Raw genomic sequence first — 20,534 nt, 5'->3', positions numbered from 1 at the left:
GTAATCATGGTTAAAAAAATAGTGTTAGGCTTGATGGTTATCTGTTTTAGTTTGTTTCACCTTAACGCACAAGCAGTGGTGATTTTACAATACCATCATGTTTCAGAGAGCACGCCAAAAAGCACGAGTGTCACTCCCGCACAATTTGCCGAGCAGATGCAGTACTTAGCAGACAATCACTTTACGGTAATGTCATTAAGTGATGCAGTCGATGCGCTAAAGAATAACACGGCAATTGCCAATAATAGTATTGTGATTACCTTTGATGACGGCTATGAAAGCATCATCAAAAATGCTGCGCCTATTCTTGCATCTCATCAATTCCCATTTACGGTGTTTATATCGCCAGCACCTATCATTGCCGGCTATGACGGAATGATGAGCTGGCAAGACATCAATACCTTAGCAGAACAAGGCGCGACCATTGCAAACCATAGCTGGGGGCATGAACATCTTATTCGTCGTTTACCCAAAGAAACTGCAGAGCAATGGCATGACCGAGTAGAAAGCAATATTTTAGCTACAGAGGCTGAGCTGCTTAAACAAACAGGCCAAAGTGCAAAAATGTTTGCTTATCCTTATGGTGAATACACTGCGAAATTAGAAGCCATATTGGAAAAACACGGTTTTGTTGGTTTTGGCCAGCAATCTGGTGCGGCGGGCGAGTACTCGTCTATTACTGCATTACCACGATTTCCGGTGGCGAATGCTTATGCCGATTTATCAAGCCTTACAGTGAAGTTTTCAAGCTTGCCGATGCCAGTGCTGAAGCAGAATATCAGTGAACCAGTGTTAGCTTCTGGCAAGTTTAGGCCTAAGTTGGTTATTACTCTCGACACCACGGATTTGTACCCACATCAATTGATGTGTTTTATCCAAGGGCAAGGTGCTAAAAAGCCCATATGGATAGAGGAAGATACCTTTAGTATTCAGGCTCCTGCTGATATGGCGCCAGGTCGTTCACGTTATAATTGCACCGTGCCGAGTAAAACCCGTACGGGTTATTATTGGTTTTCGCAAATGTGGATCAGGCCAAAAGATGACGGTAAATGGCTGCAAGAATAACGCCATTGCAGCCAGTTCAATTTCCTATGCTAACGCCAGGTGCTAACAATCTGGTCAACGTCGCTAATCAGTTCGCTATTGAGAATTTGTGGTAGTTGGCCGGGTGCCGGCTTGGTTTTAAATACTGCTGTTTTCTCTCCGCGAGGTGATACCAGCACGTAAGATGCACTGTGATCCACTTGATAGTCACTGTCTTCACCTACCATGGCGTAGACAAATCCCAGGTCGCGACTAAATGGAAACAACGCAGTGTGTTCTGCACTGACGGCTTTAAACTCTTTATTAAAAAAATTAATGTAATCGAGACGCTTAATTTGGGTATCTCGCTCAGGATCGGCTGAGACAAACACCACTTGAAACGAATCGGATATTTTTTGTAATTTAGGGTATGCCGCCGCTAATTTATTTAAGGTAGTAGGGCATACGTCAGGGCAGGCGGTATAACCAATAAAAAATAAGCTCCATTTACCTTGTAAGGATTGATTGGTAAATGGATTGCCGTATTGGTCTGCAAGCGTAAAAGGCGCTAATGCTCTAGGTTGATCAAACACATAGCTAGTTGCCAAATCGAGCGGCTTATCTTGAGTAGCTTTAAACGCAAACACCCCGACAATGGTGAGCAATATGAAGCCTGCCGCAATGAGTATTTTCAATACAGATATCCTTTCTATGGGTTAACCCAAAAGTAATGATCAACCAACAGTACAATAAATAACACCATTAAATGGTAGATTGAGAAGGTAAATACCTTCATGGCTAAGCCTGGGTAATCATGGTATTTAAGCTGCCACGCCTTGTAAATAAACCCACAACTCAAGAGGGTTGAACCCACCAAATAAATGGGTCCACACATGCCAACTAATACCGGTAATAAGCACGCAATTGCCAACAAAATGGTATACAGCAAAATGCAGGTCTTGGTAAATTCTACCCCATGGGTTACGGGTAGCATAGGGATGTCGACTTTAGCGTATTCTTTACGGCGATGGATCGCTAACGCCCAAAAGTGTGGCGGTGTCCAGGTGAAGATGATAATCACTAAAAGTAATGCATAACCATGAAGTTCGTTGGTGACCGCTGTCCAGCCGAGCAATGGAGGCATTGCCCCTGCTAATCCTCCAATAACAATATTTTGCGAAGTGGCTCGCTTAAGGTAGGCGGTATACACAAGCGCATAGCCAATAAGGCTGGCAAACGTTAGCCAAGCGGTAAGCTGATTGACTAATGTATACAGAACGATAAAACCAATGACTCCCAGTGATATCGCAAATACAGCTGCTTTAGTTGTCGATATTTTGCCTTTAGGCAATGGCCTGTTGTAAGTACGCGCCATTAAACCATCAATTTTACGATCGATTAAATGATTAAATGCTGCTGCCGCGCCCGCCATCATCGCAATGCCTGCCATTCCGGCGACCAATGGCTGTAAAGGCACAACTCCAGGTACGGCTAAACACATGCCCACCAAGACCGTCAGTAACATTAATGCCACGACTTTGGGTTTAGTCATTTCAAAATAGGCACGCCAAGAGAGCGTTATTTTTTGTTGTGGTTGGCTTAGAGTAAGAGGTTTTGTCATGGTCAATCCTCGTTTATGCTTTACGCCACAGAGCGTAATTAATAAAGACTAAAGTGAGCAGCAATAATGCCGCCCCCGCGTTATGGGACACGGCAATACCCAGTGGTAAATTCATTACCACATTACTTATCCCAAGGCCGACTTGAACAACGACGAGCAATAGCAATATAAAGGCACTATTGCGCATAATGTGTGAGTGTGAATAACGTAGTTTTATTGCGAGCCAAATCAGCATAACTGCAGTGACTACCGCCCAAATACGGTGGCTAATATGAATAGTCATCCGTGTCGGATAGTCTAAAACACCAAATTCAAAACTGGGGTGTTCGCCTTGAAACGGCGAAAATGCATCGGCGAAGCGCAAGTTATCAACCCAGTTGCCTTCGCAAATCGGTAATGTCGTGCAAGCGAGTGCCGCATAATTTGATGATGTCCAACCGCCTAGTACAATTTGAATAATCAGTACCCCTAAACACACTAGCGCTAATGGCATTAGTTTACGTGCATGGCTATCTCCGCCGGGGATCCGCAGCGGTTTAAGGCGCAAATACAGCAATAACAGTAAGGCAAATAAACTAAAGCCGCCAATAAGGTGCGCCATGACTACGATTGGCATGAGTTTCATGGTGACGGTCCACATGCCAAGTGCGGCCTGGAATATAATCAATATGGCTATAAAACTGGGGAGCTTTTTCGGCGCATTGGCTTGCTTAAAACACATAATGAGAATGGCTAACACCATTAAGCCGAGTGTGCCAGCAATGTAACGATGGATCATTTCAAGCCAGGCTTTTTCTGGCTCTATGGTCATATCAGGGAAACGTTGTTCAATGCTAGCAATATCATGGCTTGCGCTTGGTACCGATAAATGGCCGTAACATCCTGGCCAATCTGGACAACCTAAGCCCGCGTCCGACAAACGAGTGTAGGCACCCATTAAAATGACCGCGAGGGTAAAGACTAAAGTAAATTTAATGAGTCTTTGAATTGCCATTAGCCAACCCTCGATAACTTAAGCATTTTGCGTAAATCAGCAATCATGGCTTTGCCCTGAGCGATATTGGCATCGCGGCCTGTCACTTCATTGTATTGCATAATTAAGCTGCCGAGCGGGTCAACAATCACCAGTTGTTGTTGGGTCAATAATGCCGCTAAGGCTTGGTTCACGGGGACTTGTTGGAAAGCAATTCCTAGCTTTTTAAGCGTATTAATATCGCTATTTCTGTCGATTAAAATTATCGGGATGACTCTGTCACGGTCTTTGCCTAAGGCGATATAGCCCTGATGCAGCACGTATAACCGGTCTTGGCACGATTGCTCGCATTTTTTTGGTAATAGATACAACATTTGCCACGAGTGTGGCTTTGGGTTGGGCATGGCAAGGGTTGAATAATTAATGTCAGGTGACATTAATGCGCCTTTGTTGGTGGCCCCACCTTGATACAAATCAAAGCTTAATACTAGTTTTGCCACCGCGACGGGTAACACGAAAACGACCAGTAATAAGATTAATGTTTTATTACTTTTTTTAGGTTGGGAGTTCATTCTATCTCCTCGCATCATTATGATATTATTGTTATTTGTGTAATGTTAATGTCTTTTTTGTTGGCGTCGATATTGCTTATACATAATCCAACCCATTAACCCTAAAAACACCGCAGCCATAGTGAACCACTGCAAGGAATAGCCTTGATGTTTTTGTGCCGATAACGGGATAGGCACCCATGGTTGAGGCAATGAGTGCTGTGGAACGTTATCTGGTTGCAATGCCGCTGCGGCAATATCGTGTTTCAATAACAACGTTAATGCCGGTATGTTGATATTTTGAAAGCGTATTGGTTTACCTGTGTGTATTTCAGGGTGGAGCTCATCACTCAATGGGTTGGCCTGTTTCTGATAAATCCGACCTGTTAATTGATATTGCCCTGCCAAAATAGGTGTTAAAGCGGGTAGCTCTCGACGATCATTACCTGCGGGGACAAATCCTAACTCCACTAGAATCCAGGGAGTGTCGACCGTCACTTCAAATAGTTGATAAGCTAAATATCCCACCTTGCCTTGGTACACTTGATTGTCTAACAGTAACAAGGGTTGCTTGAGTGGTGTTGCCTGTATCGATAAACGATAACCTGTCAGCAAGGCTGTTTCAGGAGCTGCATCTGTCGGTGTATTAGGGTTCATTAATGTTAACAGTTGCTGATAATCTAGCGGTGCTTGTTGCTGACGCATGGCCAATGTCGCTTGCCATTGCTCTTTATACTCTGCACGCGCTAACTGCCAAAACCCGAGCTTGACCAAAATCCAAAACACGCTCACTGTAATTAAAACCAATAACACTCGAGACACACCCACACTACTAAAAGGATTGCCTGTGACAGCCCCATTACTTGTTAAGTTAGTTTTAGTCTCGTTGCTTATATTCATAATTTTTAATTTGGGTAGAGCATTATTTATTATGGTTAAAGGTCAGCATGAACAACCCATGAGTCAATATTTAGGCCGACGCGTTTTATTCTCAGTGGCCGTTATATTGGTCCTGCTGGTGGCTTTAGGGTTGGGTTATATTCAACCCAACACACGGCCTTATTAATACTCAGCGTTTTACAACACATACACAAAGATGAATAGGCATAACCACACCACATCGACAAAGTGCCAGTACCAACTGCCTGCTTGAAAAGCGAAATGCTTGTCTGGAGTAAAATGGCCTTTGATAATTCTGAGCAATAAAATAATCAAAAATAGGGTGCCAATGGTGACGTGCATACCGTGAAAACCGGTGAGCAAGAAAAAGGTATTACCGTACACCCCCGAAGTGAGCGTGAGGCCCATTTCTTGATAAGCGTGGCTATACTCTTCTACCTGTAATCCAAGGAAAACCGCCCCTAAAATCACGGTTAAGCCCAACCAAATAATGAGTGGCTTGCGCTTAGCTTTTTCTAAACTGACATGGGCAAAATGCAGCGTTACAGATGATGTCAGTAAGATCATCGTGTTAATAAGTGGTAAACCAGTCCATGGCATGGCTTCTGTGGTGGTGCCGTCAGGGGTTTTGATTAAAGGCCATACGGCTTCAAATGCTGGCCATAATACTTCTTGAGTCATGGCGTTATTTGATGCGCCGCCCAACCAAGGTACCGATATCATCCGCGCGTAAAACAAGGCACCAAAAAAAGCGCCGAAGAACATGATTTCAGAGAAAATAAACCAACTCATTCCTTGTCTAAACGACCGGTCCATTTGCGGTGAATATAAGCCTGCCATTGATTCGTCAATGACGGTTTTAAACCAGCCAAATATCATAAAGATAATCACAGCGATACCGGCTAATAAAATGTAGCCGCCAGAGGTCTTTTCGGTGGCTAATTGCTGAATATAATTACCCGCGCCAAAGGCGATTAAAAATAAGCCAATAGCGCCAATAATAGGCCAGCCACTTTGAGCTGGGACGTAATACGTTTGATGCTTTGTTGTCATCTTGCTGCTCCTTGCTTTGCCGATACCGCGAGTTTGTCAGTGATATCGTAAAGGGTATAAGAGAGAGTCAATGTATTAATGGACGCCGGTAAGTCTGGGTCCACGTAAAAAATCAAGGGTAGTTCTGCGCTAGTTGATGCGGCAAGTGGCTGTTGGTTAAAGCAAAAACATTCTGTCTTATTAAAATATGCAGCGCCTTGACCTGGCGATACCGAAGGGATCGCTTGGCCAATAATATTTTTTGTAGAGAGGTTTTTAACCAAGAATTTGGCATGAGTAAGTTCGCCAGGATGCACACTAATGTGATTCACTTTTGGGGTGAATTCCCATGGCATACCCGATTGCACTTGAGTCACAAATTCGATGGTGATTGTGCGCTTTTTATCAACAACCACCGCGTCATAACTGCTGGCACTATTTTGGGGTTTTCCGTTAATCCCTAAAGTGTCGCACAGCACGTCATATAGCGGTACCAATGCAAAACCAAACCCAAACATACCGACAGAGCCTAATATAAGCATGGTGAGTAATTTACGGTTTGATTTTGGTGTTGGGTTCATATCATTTAATCTCCGGTGGAGTGGTAAATGAATGATAAGGAGCAGGGCTTGGGATCGACCATTCTAAGCCATCAGCAGCTTGCCAAGGATTGTCACCTGCAGGTTTGCCACCTTTAATACACTTGAGTACAACCGCCAGAAATATTAACTGCGATAGTCCAAAGGCAAATCCACCAATGGAAACAATTTGGTTAACGTCGGCAAACTGGATTGCATAGTCTGGAATTCGGCGTGGCATTCCCGCTAGGCCTAAGAAGTGCATCGGGAAAAACAGTACGTTGACCGAGATCACTGAACACCAGAAGTGCCATTTCCCTAAGGTTTCGTTGTACATATTACCGGTCCATTTGGGCAGCCAATAATATGCCGCCGCCATAATGGAGAAGATGGCACCTGTAACCAATACATAATGGAAGTGAGCTACAACAAAATAGGTGTCATGGTATTGGAAATCCGCAGGGGTAATGGCAAGCATTAGCCCTGAGAATCCACCAATGGTAAAGAGAATAATAAAGGCGACAGCAAATAGCATGGGGGTTTCAAATGTCATTGAGCCTCGCCACATAGTGGCAACCCAGTTAAACACTTTCACCCCAGTTGGTACGGCAATGAGCATGGTGCAGTACATAAAGAACAGTTCGGCAAACACCGGCATACCCGTGGTAAACATATGGTGTGCCCAAACCAAAAACGACAGAACAGCAATGCTTGCGGTTGCATACACCATGGAGGAATATCCAAACAGTGGCTTGCGGCTGAAGGTTGGGACAATCGCCGAAATAATACCAAAAGACGGTAAAATCATGATGTACACTTCAGGGTGACCAAAGAACCAGAAGATATGCTGGAACATTACTGGGTCGCCGCCACCTGCTGCATCAAAAAAGCTAGTGCCAAAAAACTTGTCGGTTAGTACCATCGTTACCGCACCGGCAAGTACCGGCATCACCGCAATCAATAAAAATGCGGTAATTAACCAGGTCCATACAAATAGCGGTAACTTCATCCATGTCATGCCTGGCGCGCGCATATTCACAATGGTGACCACTACGTTAATCGCACCCATAATTGAGCTTATCCCCATAATATGGATGGAAAAAACAAACAAAGCAGTAGAGTCTGGACTATAAGTCGTCGATAACGGTGCGTAGAATGTCCAGCCGAAATTAGGCCCGCCGCCTTCCATAAATAACGAACCCAGCAACATGGTGAAAGCAAAAGGCAAAATCCAAAAACTCCAGTTATTCATGCGCGGCAGCGCCATATCTGGCGCGCCGATCATCATAGGTATTAGCCAGTTTGCTAACCCGGTAAAGGCTGGCATTACCGCGCCAAACACCATAATCAGACCATGAACTGTGGTCATTTGATTAAAAAAGTTTGGTTCAACTAGCTGTAAACCCGGTTGGAAGAGCTCTGCGCGGATGACCATTGCCATTGCGCCACCCGTTAAAAACATGATGAAACTAAACCATAAATACAAAGATCCAATGTCTTTGTGATTGGTGGTAAGTACCCAGCGCATTAGCCCTTTAGGGGCACCGTGATGATGCTCATCATGCGCAGTGCCGATTGTATCGTGCGTTGTTGTGCTCATTGGTTTTCCCCTACTGTCCATGACTAGCGACATCGGCAGGTTGAACTGCCTCGCCAGAATTATTGCCCCACGCATTGCGCTCATACGTAATCACCGCAGCCATTTTTTGTGGGCTGAGCTGACTACTGAATGCCTGCATTGCCGTGCCGGGTTTGCCATGCATCACTATTTCGATATGCCCGCTTACTGGCCCTGTTATTACTGGGCTGCCAATCAGTGAGGGGAATGCGCCTGGTATTCCTGTGCCAGTAGGTTGGTGACACGCTGCACACGTAGCGGCATAGACTTGTTCACCTTCAGCCATAAGCTGTTCCATGGTGAGTGTGGGTGATGCTTCTGTTATGACGACTTTGCCAACGGCTTTGGCTGCTTGATTAGCCGCATCGGTTACCGCGTCTGCAACAGTATCAGCGACAGCAGTTGCTGTATTTGTTACTTGCGCTGCGGGCTTTGGTGAAGCTGCACTGTTACTGGAAAAATTACTCACATCCGCAGCTTGAACTGCATCACCTGAGTTATTTCCCCAGGCATTACGCTCATAAGTAATCACAGCGGCAATTTGCTGTAGGCTAAGTTGAGCACTGAAAGCCTGCATTGCTGTGCCTGGTTTGCCGTGCATAACCATCTCGATATGCCCGCTTACTGGTCCAGTTATTATTGGGCTGCCAATGAGTGAGGGGAATGCGCCAGGTATGCCTGCGCCAGTAGGTTGGTGACACGCTGCACACGTAGCGGCATAGACTTGTTCACCTTCAGCCATAAGCTTTTCCATGGTGAGTATGGGTAATTCCTCTGGTGTCACGGCTTTTGCAACGGCTTCAGCAGCTTGGTTGACTGTTTCGGCTAGCGTATCAGCAGTATTATCAACCATAGCTGTTGCTGTGTTGGCTTTTGCTGCCGCTGCATTAGGTGCTGCGGCACCGTTACTTGAAAATTTACCTACGTCTGCTGCTTGCACTGCATCGCCTGAGTTATTTCCCCACGCATTACGCTCATAAGTAATCACGGCTGCCATTTCTTGAGGCGAAATTTGCTTAGCAAAGGCTTGCATCGCTGTGCCGGGCTTACCGTTGATCACAATATTAAGGTGATCTTCAACAGGGCCTTTAATAATCGGACTACCTATTAATGATGGAAATACGCCAGGAAGACCCGCGCCATTGGGTTGGTGACAGGCTGCGCAGCGAGCAAGGTACACTTGTTCACCTTGTTTGCTTAAATCTGCAAGAGATAAGGTTTGCGACATAGAGGCCGCAGCTGCTGCGGCTTCGGTTTTAGCCAGTTGCTTTTGCTCAATCAGCCAATTATCAAAATCTGCTTCAGAAAGCGCATTGACCACTATGGGCATAAAGCCATGATCTTTTCCGCAAAGTTCAGCACATTGACCACGGTAGATCCCTGGTTTATCAATACGCGTCCAGGCTTCGTTAATAAAACCGGGATTAGCATCTTTTTTAACGGCAAATGCCGGTACCCACCAAGAATGGATTACATCATCTGAGGTCATTAAAAAACGCACTTTGCGATTAATCGGTAATACCAGAGGCTTATCTACCTCGAGTAGATAGTTTTCACCTTTGGTTTGATCACCATCAATTTGTTCTCTTGGAGTTGAGAGTGTGCTGTAAAATTCTATGTCTTTATCGAAATAGCTGTAGTGCCATTTCCATTGCGACCCCGTAATTTTTATGGTCAGATCCGCATCGCTGGAGTCTTCCATTGCAATCAGGGTTTTAGTAGCAGGAATTGCCATAGCAATTAAGATGATAAACGGAATGACTGTCCAGGCTATTTCCACTTTAGTACTTTCGTGAAAATTGGCCGCGACAGCGCCTTTAGATTTGCGGTGATAGATCATTGAGTAAATCATGATCCCAAACACCACTAGCCCAATAGCACAACAGATATATAAAATGGTCATGTGGAGGTCGTAAACCTTACCACTGATATCTGTTACGCCTTGAGTCATGTTGAGGGGCATTTCTGCAGCCCCAAGCGGAAGTGCTATCAGCACAACCAATAAACAATACCACCATTGCTTCACAAGACTTCTCCTCTGCTAATTGCAAATAGCAACTACAAAGAAGAGTCACACAGTAAGTCTCTGCTCTATGCAAACTCTTCGGTTCCCAAAAAAGTTTGATGACCTCAAAGTAACTTGGTGGTTGTAAACTGGCAGTTTACGCTTTTATTGTTAGCTGAACACCACACTTGTACCTACGACTGAACTAATCAAATTGTATTGACGTATTCCCATCGATGGCGGTGTTATCTGCCAAATTACGTCAAATAAAAGATAAAAAATGTTTCATCCTTGTTAACAACATTACTTGTAGATTAAACATTGATCAAGATCACTTTGTTCGCTAATTGGCTGAAAAAAGGTAAAAAAAAGCCCTGAATTGGATGCAGGGCTTGGTGTTGAAGGGTTCGTACTTAATGAAATGCTGAAAAATTACTTGTTGCAGAAGGCATTGTTGGATTAACGATTTGATGTTTTTCAGGTAAGTGAGTATTCACATCTTCAATTACCACACCTAAAGCACGTGCACTTTTGGCGACAATTTCTAAACGGCGACTGTCACGTGCATCGAGTGAACTCGTCCAGGTAATCACAGCGCTTGAAGTGCCACTGGTTAATGCTTTTTCCATTGCCCATAACGTTTCAACTTCATCTTTAGTGTGTACTAATAAGATCCGGTCCATTCTTACACCAGCACTTGCCAGCATGTGCTTATAACCAATATGCGGAGGACTAATGAGCACTATCCAGCGTCCTTGTCGGCTTAAGGTTGCTAACTGGCTGCACAGTTGCCCTAACTCAGACTCACCTTGAGTGACGGTTTGTAATGTTTGAATGGTTTGGTTGCCATACAATTCTGCTTCTGTTGAATCAGCCCATAAACCTGGGTGGCGTGGGGCAGTGCCCATTAGTTTGTTCATAACCAATCTCCATTACGGATAACGCCAACGGCAAGCCCTTCAATGGTGAGGCTTTGGCAACTTAAGTCTACTTTAATCGGGGTGTATGCTTCGTTTTCGGCATGTAGATAGACAACATTGCCTTTTTTCTCGAAACGTTTCACCGTGACGTCGTCTTCAACGCGGGCCACAACTACTTGGCCATTACGTGCTTGCTGCATTTTATGTACGGCAAGTAAATCGCCCTCTAAAATGCCAATGTCTTTCATACTGTCGCCACGTACTCGCAGTAAAAAATCGGCTGCGGGTTTAAACATGTTTGGGTCGACTTGATAATATTGCTCTACATGCTCTTGCGCTAAAATGGGTTCACCAGCAGCGACTTGGCCAATCAGCGGCAATCCTGTTTCTTGTTGTTCTTCATGAGGTAAGCGGATACCTCTTGAAGTGCCAGGCATGATTTCGATAAAGCCTTTTTTGGCGAGTGCTTTTAAATGCTCTTCGGCAGCATTTGCACTTTTAAAGCCAAGACGGTTCGCAATTTCAGCACGAGTCGGTGGCATACCTGTTTCGGCGATATTGTTTTTAATTAAGTCTAAAATTTCTGCTTGGCGCGGCGTTAACGGTCTCATGATGATTCCTGTCTTTTTATACAGTGACTGTCATTATATACAGTGTTTTTGTTCGCGCAAGTATTAACCAACCGTTTTTTGTTTTTTGTTACGGCATTGTTGCCTATCAGTATGTTTTATATCAGTTTCATTCTATATTTTAATTGAGTTGTTCAGTTCGGGACTGTTCACAAAGTAAAGATAAAACAGCCAGATAGTGTATCAAGGGTGGTTTCTGGTATCCTATGCAGCAATATTACAGTGGCTTATATTGCGAAAGTAACTATGTCAAAACCAAATTCAATATTTTTACGTGCATTAAAATGGGTACAGAAATCGATGGTTCAAACCATTGTTGTCCCGCATGACCCTTTTGATGATCTTAATTTAGATCCAAATAAACCATTGGTTTATGTCATGAAAACAGAGTCAATCAGTGATGCCGCTGCGCTAAGCGAAATCACTGAGGGCTTTGGAATGCCGAGTCCATATGACCCACTCATCGTTGATGGCTTAAAAGTGCCACGTATTGTGTGTTTGGAGGGGCGTAAGCCACTCTTTGGTAAACGCGAAAGTGGTGAAAAGTTTATCGATAGCTTCACCAGTTTATTGGCGCTTCATCGTCAACGTCCGGATTTGGATATTCAACTCGTGCCCGTGAGTTTGTACTGGGGGCGCACGCCTGGTAAAGAAGACGACAGCATGAAGGCGGCAGTGCTTGAGCGTGAAAGCCCAACGTGGTTACGTAAATGGCTAATGATTTTGTTTCTTGGTAGACATAACTTTGTCCAGTTCTCTAATGCATTATCTTTACGCTATATGGCAGATGAACATGGATTCGATAAAAGTATTGCCCACAAATTAACCCGTGTAGCTCGAGTGCATTTCAGTCGTCAACGTAAAGTGATGACGGGCCCGCAGCTGCCCAACAGACAAATGTTTTTTGCTTCGTTGCTTAAGTCGGATTCAATCAAAAAAGCGATTGAAGAAGAAGCCATTAACAAGAAAGTGTCACCTGAAAAAGCCCGTGAAACAGCCATTGAATATTTAGATGAAATTGCCACGGACTATTCAGACAGTTTAATCCGTATCGCTGAGCGCTTCCTTACTTGGCTGTGGAACAAGCTATACAGTGGTATCAATATCAAAGGCGCTGAACAAATCCGCCAATTACACCATGATGGTCATGAAATTGTATATGTGCCGTGTCATCGCAGCCATATGGATTACTTACTACTGTCGTATATTTTGTATTATCAGGGCATGGTGCCACCGCATATCGCTGCGGGAATTAACCTAAACTTTTGGCCAGCAGGCCCGATGTTCCGTCGTGGTGGCGCGTTCTTTATCCGCCGTAGCTTTAACGGCAACAAGCTATACACTGCTGTGTTTCGTGAGTATTTAGACCAACTGTTTGCTAAAGGTTATTCGGTTGAATACTTCACTGAAGGTGGCCGTTCTCGTACCGGACGTTTACTTGCCCCTAAAACAGGTATGTTAGCCATGACTATCAATAGTGTATTGCGCGGCATTGAGCGACCTGTAACGCTTGTGCCTGTGTACTTAGGTTATGACCATGTGATGGAAGTCGCCACTTATCACAAAGAGTTAAGCGGCAAGAAAAAGCAAAAAGAGTCAGTGTGGCAAGTGTTTGGTGCCATTCGTAAATTAGGTAATTTTGGCCAAGGTTATGTGAATTTTGGTGAGCCGATTAATCTACAAAACTTTTTAAATCAACAAGCTCCAGATTGGCGTGAAGAAGTGGCCAAAGACCCAGAGCAAAAACCGACTTGGTTTACGCCATCAGTTAACTTATTGGCTAACCGTGTGATGACTAATATTAACGGCGCTGCCGCCGCAAGTTCAGTGACATTAACGAGTTTAGTCTTGCTAGCTTCTGAGCGAAATGCATTAGAGCGCAGCTTGTTAGAACGTCAGTTAGATTTGTATTTAGCGATGCTGAAAACGGTACCTTATACAAATTACACTTCGGTTGCAGAAGGTAATGGTAAATCGATTGTTGATCATTGTTTATCACTGAATAAGTTTGTCAGCACTAAAGATGCCATTGGTGAAATTATTTCTGTTGATGAAAAAATTGCTATCACCATGAGCTACTACCGCAACAATATTATTCACGTCATGGCGATTCCGTCGTTAATTGCCAGTTGTTTAGTGCAATATGATATTTGTGACCGCGAAAAAATTCATGCCGTTGTGATGGATTTTTATCCGTTGCTAAAAGCTGAATTATTTATGGGTATTGACGATGTGCCACAGCATATCGACAGCCTTTTGGACTTTATGGTTGAACAAGGCTTACTCAGTGGCGAAGCTCATTTTGAAGTCACGCCTCGGTACACTGCGCAATTATTATTGTTAGCAGAAACTATCAGCGAAACGTTACAGCGTTATGCCATTATCTTTAACTTGTTAGCGATAAAGCCTGACTTAGAACGCTCAGAGCTTGAAACCGATAGTCACTTATTAGCACAGCGTTTAGGTGCATTGCATGGCATCACAGCGCCAGAGTTTTATGACAAAAAACTCTATAACACCTTAAGCGTTAAGCTAAAAGAACTGGGCTATTTATGCAGTGTTGAGCATCGGTCTGAAGTGATTAGAATTCGCGATTATGCAAACCAGTTATTGAGCTCATCAGTAAGACAAACCATTGTTGATAGTGTGCACGCGGAGCATGGACATTAATGGCCAACCATATGAATGCTGCAAAGCACCGTCCACAAGGGAAGTCTCTATTGGGCGGTGCGATGATTATTGCGGGCACCACGGTGGGGGCTGGCATGTTTTCATTGCCAGTTGTGGGTGCCGGAATGTGGTTTGGTTATTCAATTGCCATGCTATTAGGTGTCTGGTTTTGCATGTTAATGTCGGGGTTATTGCTGCTAGAAGCTAACTTGCATTTTGAACCCGGTGCCAGTTTCGATACGTTAACCCGTGAAACATTAGGTCAATTTTGGCGAGTCATTAATGGCGTATCCATTGCGTTTGTCTTGTACATTTTGACCTACGCTTATATTAGTGGTGGCAGCTCTATTGTTAATCATAGCTTGTCGGCACTTGGCGTAACCTTACCTCAAAGCGTTGCCGGTTTAGTGTTTGCGGCAGTGTTAGCGTTCATCGTATTGATTAGCACTAAAGCGGTTGATCGTATTACCACCATTATGCTCGGCGGTATGGTGATTACCTTCTTTTTAGCAATAGGTAATTTATTGATTGAAATCGACACCACTAAGTTAGTGTCACCAGACGGTGAAAGCCGTTATTTGCCGTATTTATTTGCTGCCATTCCCTTTGGCTTAGCCAGTTTTGGCTACCACGGCAATGTACCGAGTTTAGTTAAATACTATGGTAAAGATGCTAATACCATTGTCAAAGCGATAGTCGTAGGCACTAGCATCGCCCTCATTATCTATGTGTGTTGGCTTATCGCGACCATGGGTAATATTCCACGTAGCCAATTTGCCGATGTGATTGCCAAAGGCGGAAATATCGGCGTGTTGGTTGAGGCTTTATCGGGTGCGATGGCAAGTCAGTGGCTTAACAATATGCTGACGTTATTTGCCAATTTAGCCGTAGCGTCATCGTTTTTAGGGGTGACTTTAGGTTTATTCGATTATCTTGCCGATTTATTTGGTTTTGATGACTCGCGTTCAGGTCGTGTTAAAACCGCTGCAGTGACTTTTATCCCACCAACGATTTTGGGCTTATTATTTCCTAATGGTTTTATTATTGCCATTGGTTTTGCCGCATTAGCCGCTACCGTTTGGGCGGTAATTGTACCGGCTTTATTAGCCTATAAAGTGCGTCAATTGTATCCAGAATCAAGTGGGTTTAAAGTGCCGGGTGGGACACCATTAATTGTGATTGTTGTGTTGTTTGGCATGATTACCGCAACCTGTCACTTACTGGCCATGGCCGATATTCTGCCGGTATTTAAATAAGCTGATTTTCACAGTGCATTTTAAAAAAAGCCTTCGTTTGAAGGCTTTTTGCTTTTTGGGTGATATCAACTTAACTTATAACTATTACCTATCAGTAATTGCGACTACAGGACAACAATAATGAAAGTACAACAATATCAACAAGGGCAACCATGCTGGATTGAGCTGGCTACACACGATTGGAGCGCTGGTAAAGCGTTTTATCAGGCATTATTTGGTTGGGAAGCTGATGATATGCCAATGCCTGAAGGGCATTACACTATGTTGCAAATTGAAGGTGACGATATTGGCGCGATGTACCCAATGCCAGAGGATATGCAAGCGTTGCCCACACATTGGACGCTCTACTTTGCTGTTGATGATGTTGATGTTACCGCTGAATTAGTTAAACAAGCTGGCGGACAAGTGATAGCTGGGCCACATTCGGTTGGGGACGCAGGCCACATGGCATTATGCACCGACCTTGAAGGTAGCCGTTTTGCACTGTGGCAAGGGCAAGATCATATAGGCATAAAACGGGCACAAGAAGCTAATACCTTATGCTGGGTTGAGTTAGCCTGTCGTGACACCGCAGCCGCTAAAGCATTTTATAGTAAGGTGCTAGGCTATCAAACCAAACTTGCAGATATGGCCGATTTTGAATACACCGAATGGTATGTGGGTGAGCAAGCTGTTGGCGGCATGATGGAAATGACGGCAGAATGGGGCGATGCGCCAGCGCATTGGATGAACTATTTTGCAGTTGATGATTGCGATTCCGCGCTCGCTAAAGCAAAAAGTTTGGGCGCGACCGTGTGCGTACCCGCTACCGACATCCCTAATGTGGGACGTTTTTCGGTACTCAATGATCCGCAAGGCGGATTTTTCTCGATTATTTCGCTATTGGACCCAGCTGCATAAATGTTTAGTATCTTGTATTAGGTCATTATTTGAACTCAAATTAACAATCGATGTCAGACTGATTAGCAATACAGATGGAATACACCCAAGGATGAATTTATGACTCAAGAAACAACACAAACAGCATTAGCACGAATTAACCGCAGTATGCTAATGGTGGCCATTATCGATTTTCCCGGCACGTTATTGTTTGGTCTGGGGCTTTACGGAATATTTGCCGGCTTTGACGAAGGCTTTTTACCTATGCTAGCTCACCCAATGATTATTAATGCAATGTTGGTTATTGGTGGCGCGATTATGGCATGGGGAATGTTTAAGATGATGAGTTTAGCGCGTGAAAAACAAAGGATCACTCAATAATGAAAAAGCAGCTTGTGCAATCGACCCTCTTATCGAGCCTGATATGGTCTAGTTTACTTGTCTTAACGGCTTGTAGCGGCACGTCGCCAAACCGTTTAGGCAATGCTGGCAATGCCGACGATAATAAAAATGATACAGATTACATGATACTCAATCTGCCTATGGCGATTTTAGCCAGCGATCCATGCAAACACGGTCATCCTGATGACATCGCTGCATGTAAGAAGAAGAAACAAGATGAAGCGGATCAACTTAATGAGTCACTTAAGCGGAATTAACCTCAGCTTAATTTAGGTTGTTGATGTGATAATAAAAATCCCAAACAATACATTGTTTGGGATTTTGCTTTATAGCGTCTGCCAATGATTATGCAGGCAACCGTCGACCATAAATTAGTAAGTAAATCGCCGGTATCACAAATAGCGATAATAGCGGCGCGGTGACCATACCGCCTACCATAGGTGCAGCAATTTTTTGCATCACTTCATTGCCTGTACCGCTGCCCCACATGATGGGTAATAAGCCAAAAAAGATGGTGGCAACCGTCATGGCTTTAGGGCGTATACGCATTACCGCACCTTCGATAAGCGCAGCCGTTAAGTCGGCCTTAGTTTGATAACGGTCTTCTCGTTTGTAAGCGGCAATACTGTTGTTGAGGTACACCTGCATCACCACCCCAAACTCAGCGGCCACACCAGCCAGTGCTATCATGCCAACCGATACCGCCACCGAAAAATTAAACTCGAGCGAGTAAAGTAACCATGCGCTGCCCACCAGTGAAAATGGCAAACTGAGCATAATCACCAGAGCCTGAATTGTTGAGTTAAAGGTCATCATCAACAAGATAAAAATCACCGCAATCATAAGCGGGATCACCAGTGTCATTTTAGCTTCAACCCGCTGCATGTATTCATATTGGCCGGCAAAGCTGTAGCTGTAACGCGCAGGTAAGCTAATTTGTTCATCGAGTGCGGTTTGAGCCTGGGTAATATACTCACCAATTGAAATATCTTTTAAGTCGACAAACACCCATGAAATAAGGCGGCCATTCTCACTGGCAAGCATCGGCGCGCCGTCGCTAATGGTCAGTTCAGCGAGGTAACTTAAGGGTAGGTATTTACCGGTTTTAGTGAGCACGGGTAAGTCTTTTAGCTTTTCAATGTTGTCGCGTAACTCCCTTGGGTAACGAATATTAATTGGGTAGCGTTCCTGACCTTGAATCGATTCGCCCACCGTCATGCCGCCAATGGCAATTTGCACCACATCTTGAATGTCTTTGAGTGTCATGCCGTAGCGGGCGGCATTTTTCAAGTTAGGGGTAATATCAATATAACGACCACCACTGCTGCGCTGTGCAAATGCCGATAAGGTGCCCGGTAATTGGCTTACTACTGCTTCTATTTCACTGCCTATTCGCTGTAACTCCTCAACATTTGAGCCTGATATTTTGATGCCGACCGGGGTTCTAACACCAGTGGATAACATATCTATACGGGTTTTAATCGGTTGTACCCAAGCGTTAGTCATACCCGGAATACGTACCGTTTTTTGCAGTTCGGCAATGATACTTTCTAATGTGACGCCAGTTCGCCATTCGCTTGTGGGTTTAAGCATAATGGTAGTTTCTAACATGGTTAACGGTGCGGGGTCGGTGGCTGTTTTTGCTCTGCCCACTTTACCAAATACCCGCTTAACTTCAGGCACCGTTTTAATCAGCCTGTCTGTTTGTTGTAAAATCTCCGCCGCTTTCCCTGCACTAACGCCGGGTAATGTGGTGGGCATATACAGCAAGTCACCTTCTTCTAGCGTTGGCATAAACTCTGAGCCCATTTGGCTAAGGGGATAATAGGCGCTGAGCAATGCCACTAATGCCATCATTATGGTGATTTTAGGAAAACGTAACACCCATTTTAATAGCGGTTGATATAGCGCAATCAAGATACGACTGAGTGGGTTTTTACGCTCATCGGGGATTTTTCCACGAACAAAATAGCCCATTAATACCGGAATTAAGGTGATGGCTAAAATTGCCGATGCGGCCATAGCAAAGGTTTTGGTAAAGGCGAGAGGATGAAACAAGCGCCCCTCTTGTGCTTCTAACGCAAACACAGGGGTAAAGCTTAAGGTAATAATTAATAAACTGAAAAACAGTGCTGGGCCGACTTCGACAGAGGCTTCTTTTACTAGCTGCCAATGTGCTTCGCCCTCAGGGGCACTGCCGTGTTGTTGGCGATAATGCTCTAAATGTTTGTGAGTATTTTCTACCATTACGATTGATGCATCAACCACTGCGCCAATGGCGATAGCTATCCCGCCTAAGCTCATAATGTTGGCATTCACCCCCATAAAATGCATCGCAATAAAGCTGATCAAAATCGAGATGGGTAGAGTGATAATGGCCACTAATGTCGAGCGGGCATGTAATAAAAAGAGTAAACAAATTAGCCCCACAACCAGCATCTCTTCGAGCACTTTATGTTTGAGGTTGTCGACTGATCGCACAATCAGCTCTGAGCGGTCATAAGTGGTGACTAACTCCACTCCGTCTGGCAGGCCATTACTGATTTGTTCGAGCTTAATTTTGACATTATTAATGGTTTCAAGGGCGTTTTCGCCGTAGCGCATCACCACAATACCGCCCACGACTTCACCTTGTCCATCAAGCTCAGCAATACCGCGCCTTGCCGCTGGGCCTGTGCGTAATTCTGCGACATCTTTCATTAATATTGGCGTGCCGGTTTCAGATAATATGCCCAACGGCACTTCAGCAAAATCAGCAATGGTTTGGCGATAACCACTTGAGGTGATCATGTATTCCGCCTCGGCCATTTCAATCACCGAGCCACCCGTTGAGCTATTAGAATTGTCGAGGGCATTTTTAATGGTCATTAAATCGATTTGATACAACGCCAACTTATGCGGGTCGACGACCACTTGATAGGTTTGTTCCATGCCGCCAACGGTCGCGACTTCTGATACGCCAGCGACACTTTGCAGCTCAAGCTTTAAAAACCAATCTTGCAGAGAGCGCAATTGCGCTAAATCGTATTGGCCTTTACGGTCAACAAGTGCATATTGAAAAATCCAACCGACACCAGATGCATCAGGACCTAAACTCGGCGTCACTCCAGCCGGTAGTTGATCTTGGGTTTGCGAAAGATACTCAAGCACGCGTGAACGGGCCCAATAAATGTCGGTACCGTCTTCAAAAATCACATACACAAACGAGTCGCCAAACATCGAGAACCCGCGCACGGTTTTGGCGCCGGGAACCGCCAACATGGCCGACGACAATGGGTAGGTTATTTGGTCTTCTACCAGCTGAGGTGCCTGACCTGGATAACTGGTTTTAACGATGACCTGTACATCTGATAAATCGGGCAATGCATCCAATGGCGTGGTGCGCATGGCTTGAAAACCCACCAGGGCAATGATTGCCGTAAACAACAACACCATAATACGGTTTTTAATTGAAGCATTGATAATTTGCGCTAGCAT

General features: G+C 44.5%; 19 protein-coding genes. 7 read left to right on the top strand and 12 right to left on the bottom strand.

The genetic code is table 11. The annotated features are described in order from the left end of the window. The first annotated feature begins 6 nt into the window (after positions 1-6). Positions 7-1,065, top strand: a complete 1,059-nt coding sequence (locus AC19MV_RS07950; protein WP_498306837.1) for a polysaccharide deacetylase family protein — start codon at positions 7-9, stop codon at positions 1,063-1,065. Positions 1,066-1,094: 29 nt separating this feature from the next. Here AC19MV_RS07950 and AC19MV_RS07945 read toward each other — a convergent pair whose 3' ends face one another. From AC19MV_RS07945 to AC19MV_RS07925, 5 genes are read right to left on the bottom strand one after another with little or no spacing between them, the layout of a single operon-like run. Next, positions 1,095-1,718: an SCO family protein gene (locus AC19MV_RS07945; RefSeq protein ID WP_498306836.1), complete on the bottom strand. Its 624-nt coding sequence runs from the start codon at positions 1,716-1,718 to the stop codon at positions 1,095-1,097. A 14-nt stretch (positions 1,719-1,732) separates the two neighbouring features. Beyond that, the gene (gene cyoE, locus AC19MV_RS07940; protein ID WP_498298092.1) at positions 1,733-2,644 is read right to left on the bottom strand and encodes a heme o synthase; all 912 of its coding nucleotides are present in this window, start codon (positions 2,642-2,644) and stop codon (positions 1,733-1,735) included. Positions 2,645-2,657: 13 nt separating this feature from the next. After that, positions 2,658-3,638, bottom strand: a complete 981-nt coding sequence (locus tag AC19MV_RS07935; protein ID WP_498306834.1) for a COX15/CtaA family protein — start codon at positions 3,636-3,638, stop codon at positions 2,658-2,660. After that, positions 3,638-4,189, bottom strand: a complete 552-nt coding sequence (locus AC19MV_RS07930) for a redox-active disulfide-containing membrane protein (protein WP_498306832.1) — start codon at positions 4,187-4,189, stop codon at positions 3,638-3,640. Before AC19MV_RS07930 ends, AC19MV_RS07935 begins: the two co-directional genes overlap by 1 nt. Before the next feature lie 45 nt (positions 4,190-4,234). Beyond that, complete coding sequence (locus AC19MV_RS07925; RefSeq protein ID WP_498306831.1) at positions 4,235-5,068, bottom strand: SURF1 family protein; 834 nt, start codon at positions 5,066-5,068, stop codon at positions 4,235-4,237. Between AC19MV_RS07925 and AC19MV_RS07920 the strand changes: the two genes are divergently transcribed. Beyond that, a complete protein-coding gene (locus AC19MV_RS07920) occupies positions 5,016-5,234 on the top strand; it encodes a DUF2909 domain-containing protein (RefSeq protein WP_432400635.1) in 219 nt (72 codons plus the stop codon). The two genes, AC19MV_RS07925 and AC19MV_RS07920, sit on opposite strands and share 53 nt — an antisense overlap. Before the next feature lie 11 nt (positions 5,235-5,245). On the opposite strand, the gene AC19MV_RS07915 is transcribed toward AC19MV_RS07920, so the two are convergent. The 6 genes from AC19MV_RS07915 to lexA form a co-directional block, all read right to left on the bottom strand. Next, complete coding sequence (locus AC19MV_RS07915) at positions 5,246-6,121, bottom strand: cytochrome c oxidase subunit 3 (RefSeq protein ID WP_432400633.1); 876 nt, start codon at positions 6,119-6,121, stop codon at positions 5,246-5,248. After that, on the bottom strand, positions 6,118-6,681 hold the full coding sequence (locus AC19MV_RS07910; protein ID WP_498298102.1) for a cytochrome c oxidase assembly protein: 564 nt from the start codon (positions 6,679-6,681) through the stop codon (positions 6,118-6,120). The genes AC19MV_RS07915 and AC19MV_RS07910 overlap by 4 nt, the downstream gene beginning before the upstream one ends. 1 nt (position 6,682) lies before the next feature. Next, positions 6,683-8,278, bottom strand: coding sequence for a cytochrome c oxidase subunit I (gene ctaD, locus AC19MV_RS07905; protein WP_498306829.1), 1,596 nt, complete (start codon positions 8,276-8,278; stop codon positions 6,683-6,685). Positions 8,279-8,288: 10 nt separating this feature from the next. Next, on the bottom strand, positions 8,289-10,322 hold the full coding sequence (coxB, locus tag AC19MV_RS07900) for a cytochrome c oxidase subunit II (RefSeq protein WP_498306827.1): 2,034 nt from the start codon (positions 10,320-10,322) through the stop codon (positions 8,289-8,291). Positions 10,323-10,714: 392 nt separating this feature from the next. After that, positions 10,715-11,221, bottom strand: a complete 507-nt coding sequence (locus AC19MV_RS07895; protein WP_432400625.1) for a cell division inhibitor SulA — start codon at positions 11,219-11,221, stop codon at positions 10,715-10,717. Continuing rightward, a complete protein-coding gene (gene lexA / locus AC19MV_RS07890; RefSeq protein ID WP_432400623.1) occupies positions 11,218-11,832 on the bottom strand; it encodes a transcriptional repressor LexA in 615 nt (204 codons plus the stop codon). The genes AC19MV_RS07895 and lexA overlap by 4 nt, the downstream gene beginning before the upstream one ends. A 264-nt stretch (positions 11,833-12,096) precedes the next feature. Between lexA and plsB the strand changes: the two genes are divergently transcribed. From plsB to AC19MV_RS07865, 5 genes are all read left to right on the top strand, one after another. Continuing rightward, entirely contained in the window at positions 12,097-14,520 is a 2,424-nt protein-coding gene (gene plsB, locus AC19MV_RS07885; protein WP_498306825.1) for a glycerol-3-phosphate 1-O-acyltransferase PlsB, read from the top strand. Next, the gene (mtr, locus tag AC19MV_RS07880; protein ID WP_498306824.1) at positions 14,520-15,776 is read left to right on the top strand and encodes a tryptophan permease; all 1,257 of its coding nucleotides are present in this window, start codon (positions 14,520-14,522) and stop codon (positions 15,774-15,776) included. Before plsB ends, mtr begins: the two co-directional genes overlap by 1 nt. 120 nt (positions 15,777-15,896) lie before the next feature. Continuing rightward, positions 15,897-16,676 carry a VOC family protein gene (locus AC19MV_RS07875; RefSeq protein WP_498306822.1) on the top strand — a complete coding sequence of 260 codons (780 nt, stop codon included), beginning with the start codon at positions 15,897-15,899 and terminating at the stop codon, positions 16,674-16,676. 99 nt (positions 16,677-16,775) lie between these two features. After that, the gene (locus AC19MV_RS07870) at positions 16,776-17,036 is read left to right on the top strand and encodes a hypothetical protein (RefSeq protein WP_498298108.1); all 261 of its coding nucleotides are present in this window, start codon (positions 16,776-16,778) and stop codon (positions 17,034-17,036) included. Then, complete coding sequence (locus AC19MV_RS07865) at positions 17,036-17,314, top strand: hypothetical protein (protein WP_498306820.1); 279 nt, start codon at positions 17,036-17,038, stop codon at positions 17,312-17,314. Before AC19MV_RS07870 ends, AC19MV_RS07865 begins: the two co-directional genes overlap by 1 nt. Before the next feature lie 88 nt (positions 17,315-17,402). Here the strand turns inward: AC19MV_RS07865 and AC19MV_RS07860 are convergent, their stop codons facing one another. Further along, positions 17,403-20,534, bottom strand: coding sequence for an efflux RND transporter permease subunit (locus AC19MV_RS07860; protein WP_498306818.1), 3,132 nt, complete (start codon positions 20,532-20,534; stop codon positions 17,403-17,405).

The organism is Shewanella sp. MF05913, from assembly GCF_059758095.1.
This window is presented reverse-complemented; position numbering and strand designations above follow the sequence as displayed.

Bases quoted from the DNA above. Each gene is read 5' to 3' on its own strand.
- mtr (WP_498306824.1), top strand. From the start codon at position 14,520: ATGGCCAACCATATGAATGCTGCAAAGCACCGTCCACAAGGGAAGTCT.
- AC19MV_RS07865 (WP_498306820.1), top strand. From the start codon at position 17,036: ATGAAAAAGCAGCTTGTGCAATCGACCCTCTTATCGAGCCTGATATGG.
- AC19MV_RS07925 (WP_498306831.1), bottom strand. From the start codon at position 5,068: ATGAATATAAGCAACGAGACTAAAACTAACTTAACAAGTAATGGGGCT.
- AC19MV_RS07915 (WP_432400633.1), bottom strand. From the start codon at position 6,121: ATGACAACAAAGCATCAAACGTATTACGTCCCAGCTCAAAGTGGCTGG.
- AC19MV_RS07930 (WP_498306832.1), bottom strand. From the start codon at position 4,189: ATGAACTCCCAACCTAAAAAAAGTAATAAAACATTAATCTTATTACTG.
- AC19MV_RS07935 (WP_498306834.1), bottom strand. From the start codon at position 3,638: ATGGCAATTCAAAGACTCATTAAATTTACTTTAGTCTTTACCCTCGCG.
- cyoE (WP_498298092.1), bottom strand. From the start codon at position 2,644: ATGACAAAACCTCTTACTCTAAGCCAACCACAACAAAAAATAACGCTC.
- AC19MV_RS07875 (WP_498306822.1), top strand. From the start codon at position 15,897: ATGAAAGTACAACAATATCAACAAGGGCAACCATGCTGGATTGAGCTG.
- AC19MV_RS07910 (WP_498298102.1), bottom strand. From the start codon at position 6,681: ATGAACCCAACACCAAAATCAAACCGTAAATTACTCACCATGCTTATA.
- lexA (WP_432400623.1), bottom strand. From the start codon at position 11,832: ATGAGACCGTTAACGCCGCGCCAAGCAGAAATTTTAGACTTAATTAAA.
- AC19MV_RS07950 (WP_498306837.1), top strand. From the start codon at position 7: ATGGTTAAAAAAATAGTGTTAGGCTTGATGGTTATCTGTTTTAGTTTG.
- plsB (WP_498306825.1), top strand. From the start codon at position 12,097: ATGTCAAAACCAAATTCAATATTTTTACGTGCATTAAAATGGGTACAG.
- AC19MV_RS07895 (WP_432400625.1), bottom strand. From the start codon at position 11,221: ATGAACAAACTAATGGGCACTGCCCCACGCCACCCAGGTTTATGGGCT.
- ctaD (WP_498306829.1), bottom strand. From the start codon at position 8,278: ATGAGCACAACAACGCACGATACAATCGGCACTGCGCATGATGAGCAT.
- AC19MV_RS07860 (WP_498306818.1), bottom strand. From the start codon at position 20,534: ATGCTAGCGCAAATTATCAATGCTTCAATTAAAAACCGTATTATGGTG.
- AC19MV_RS07870 (WP_498298108.1), top strand. From the start codon at position 16,776: ATGACTCAAGAAACAACACAAACAGCATTAGCACGAATTAACCGCAGT.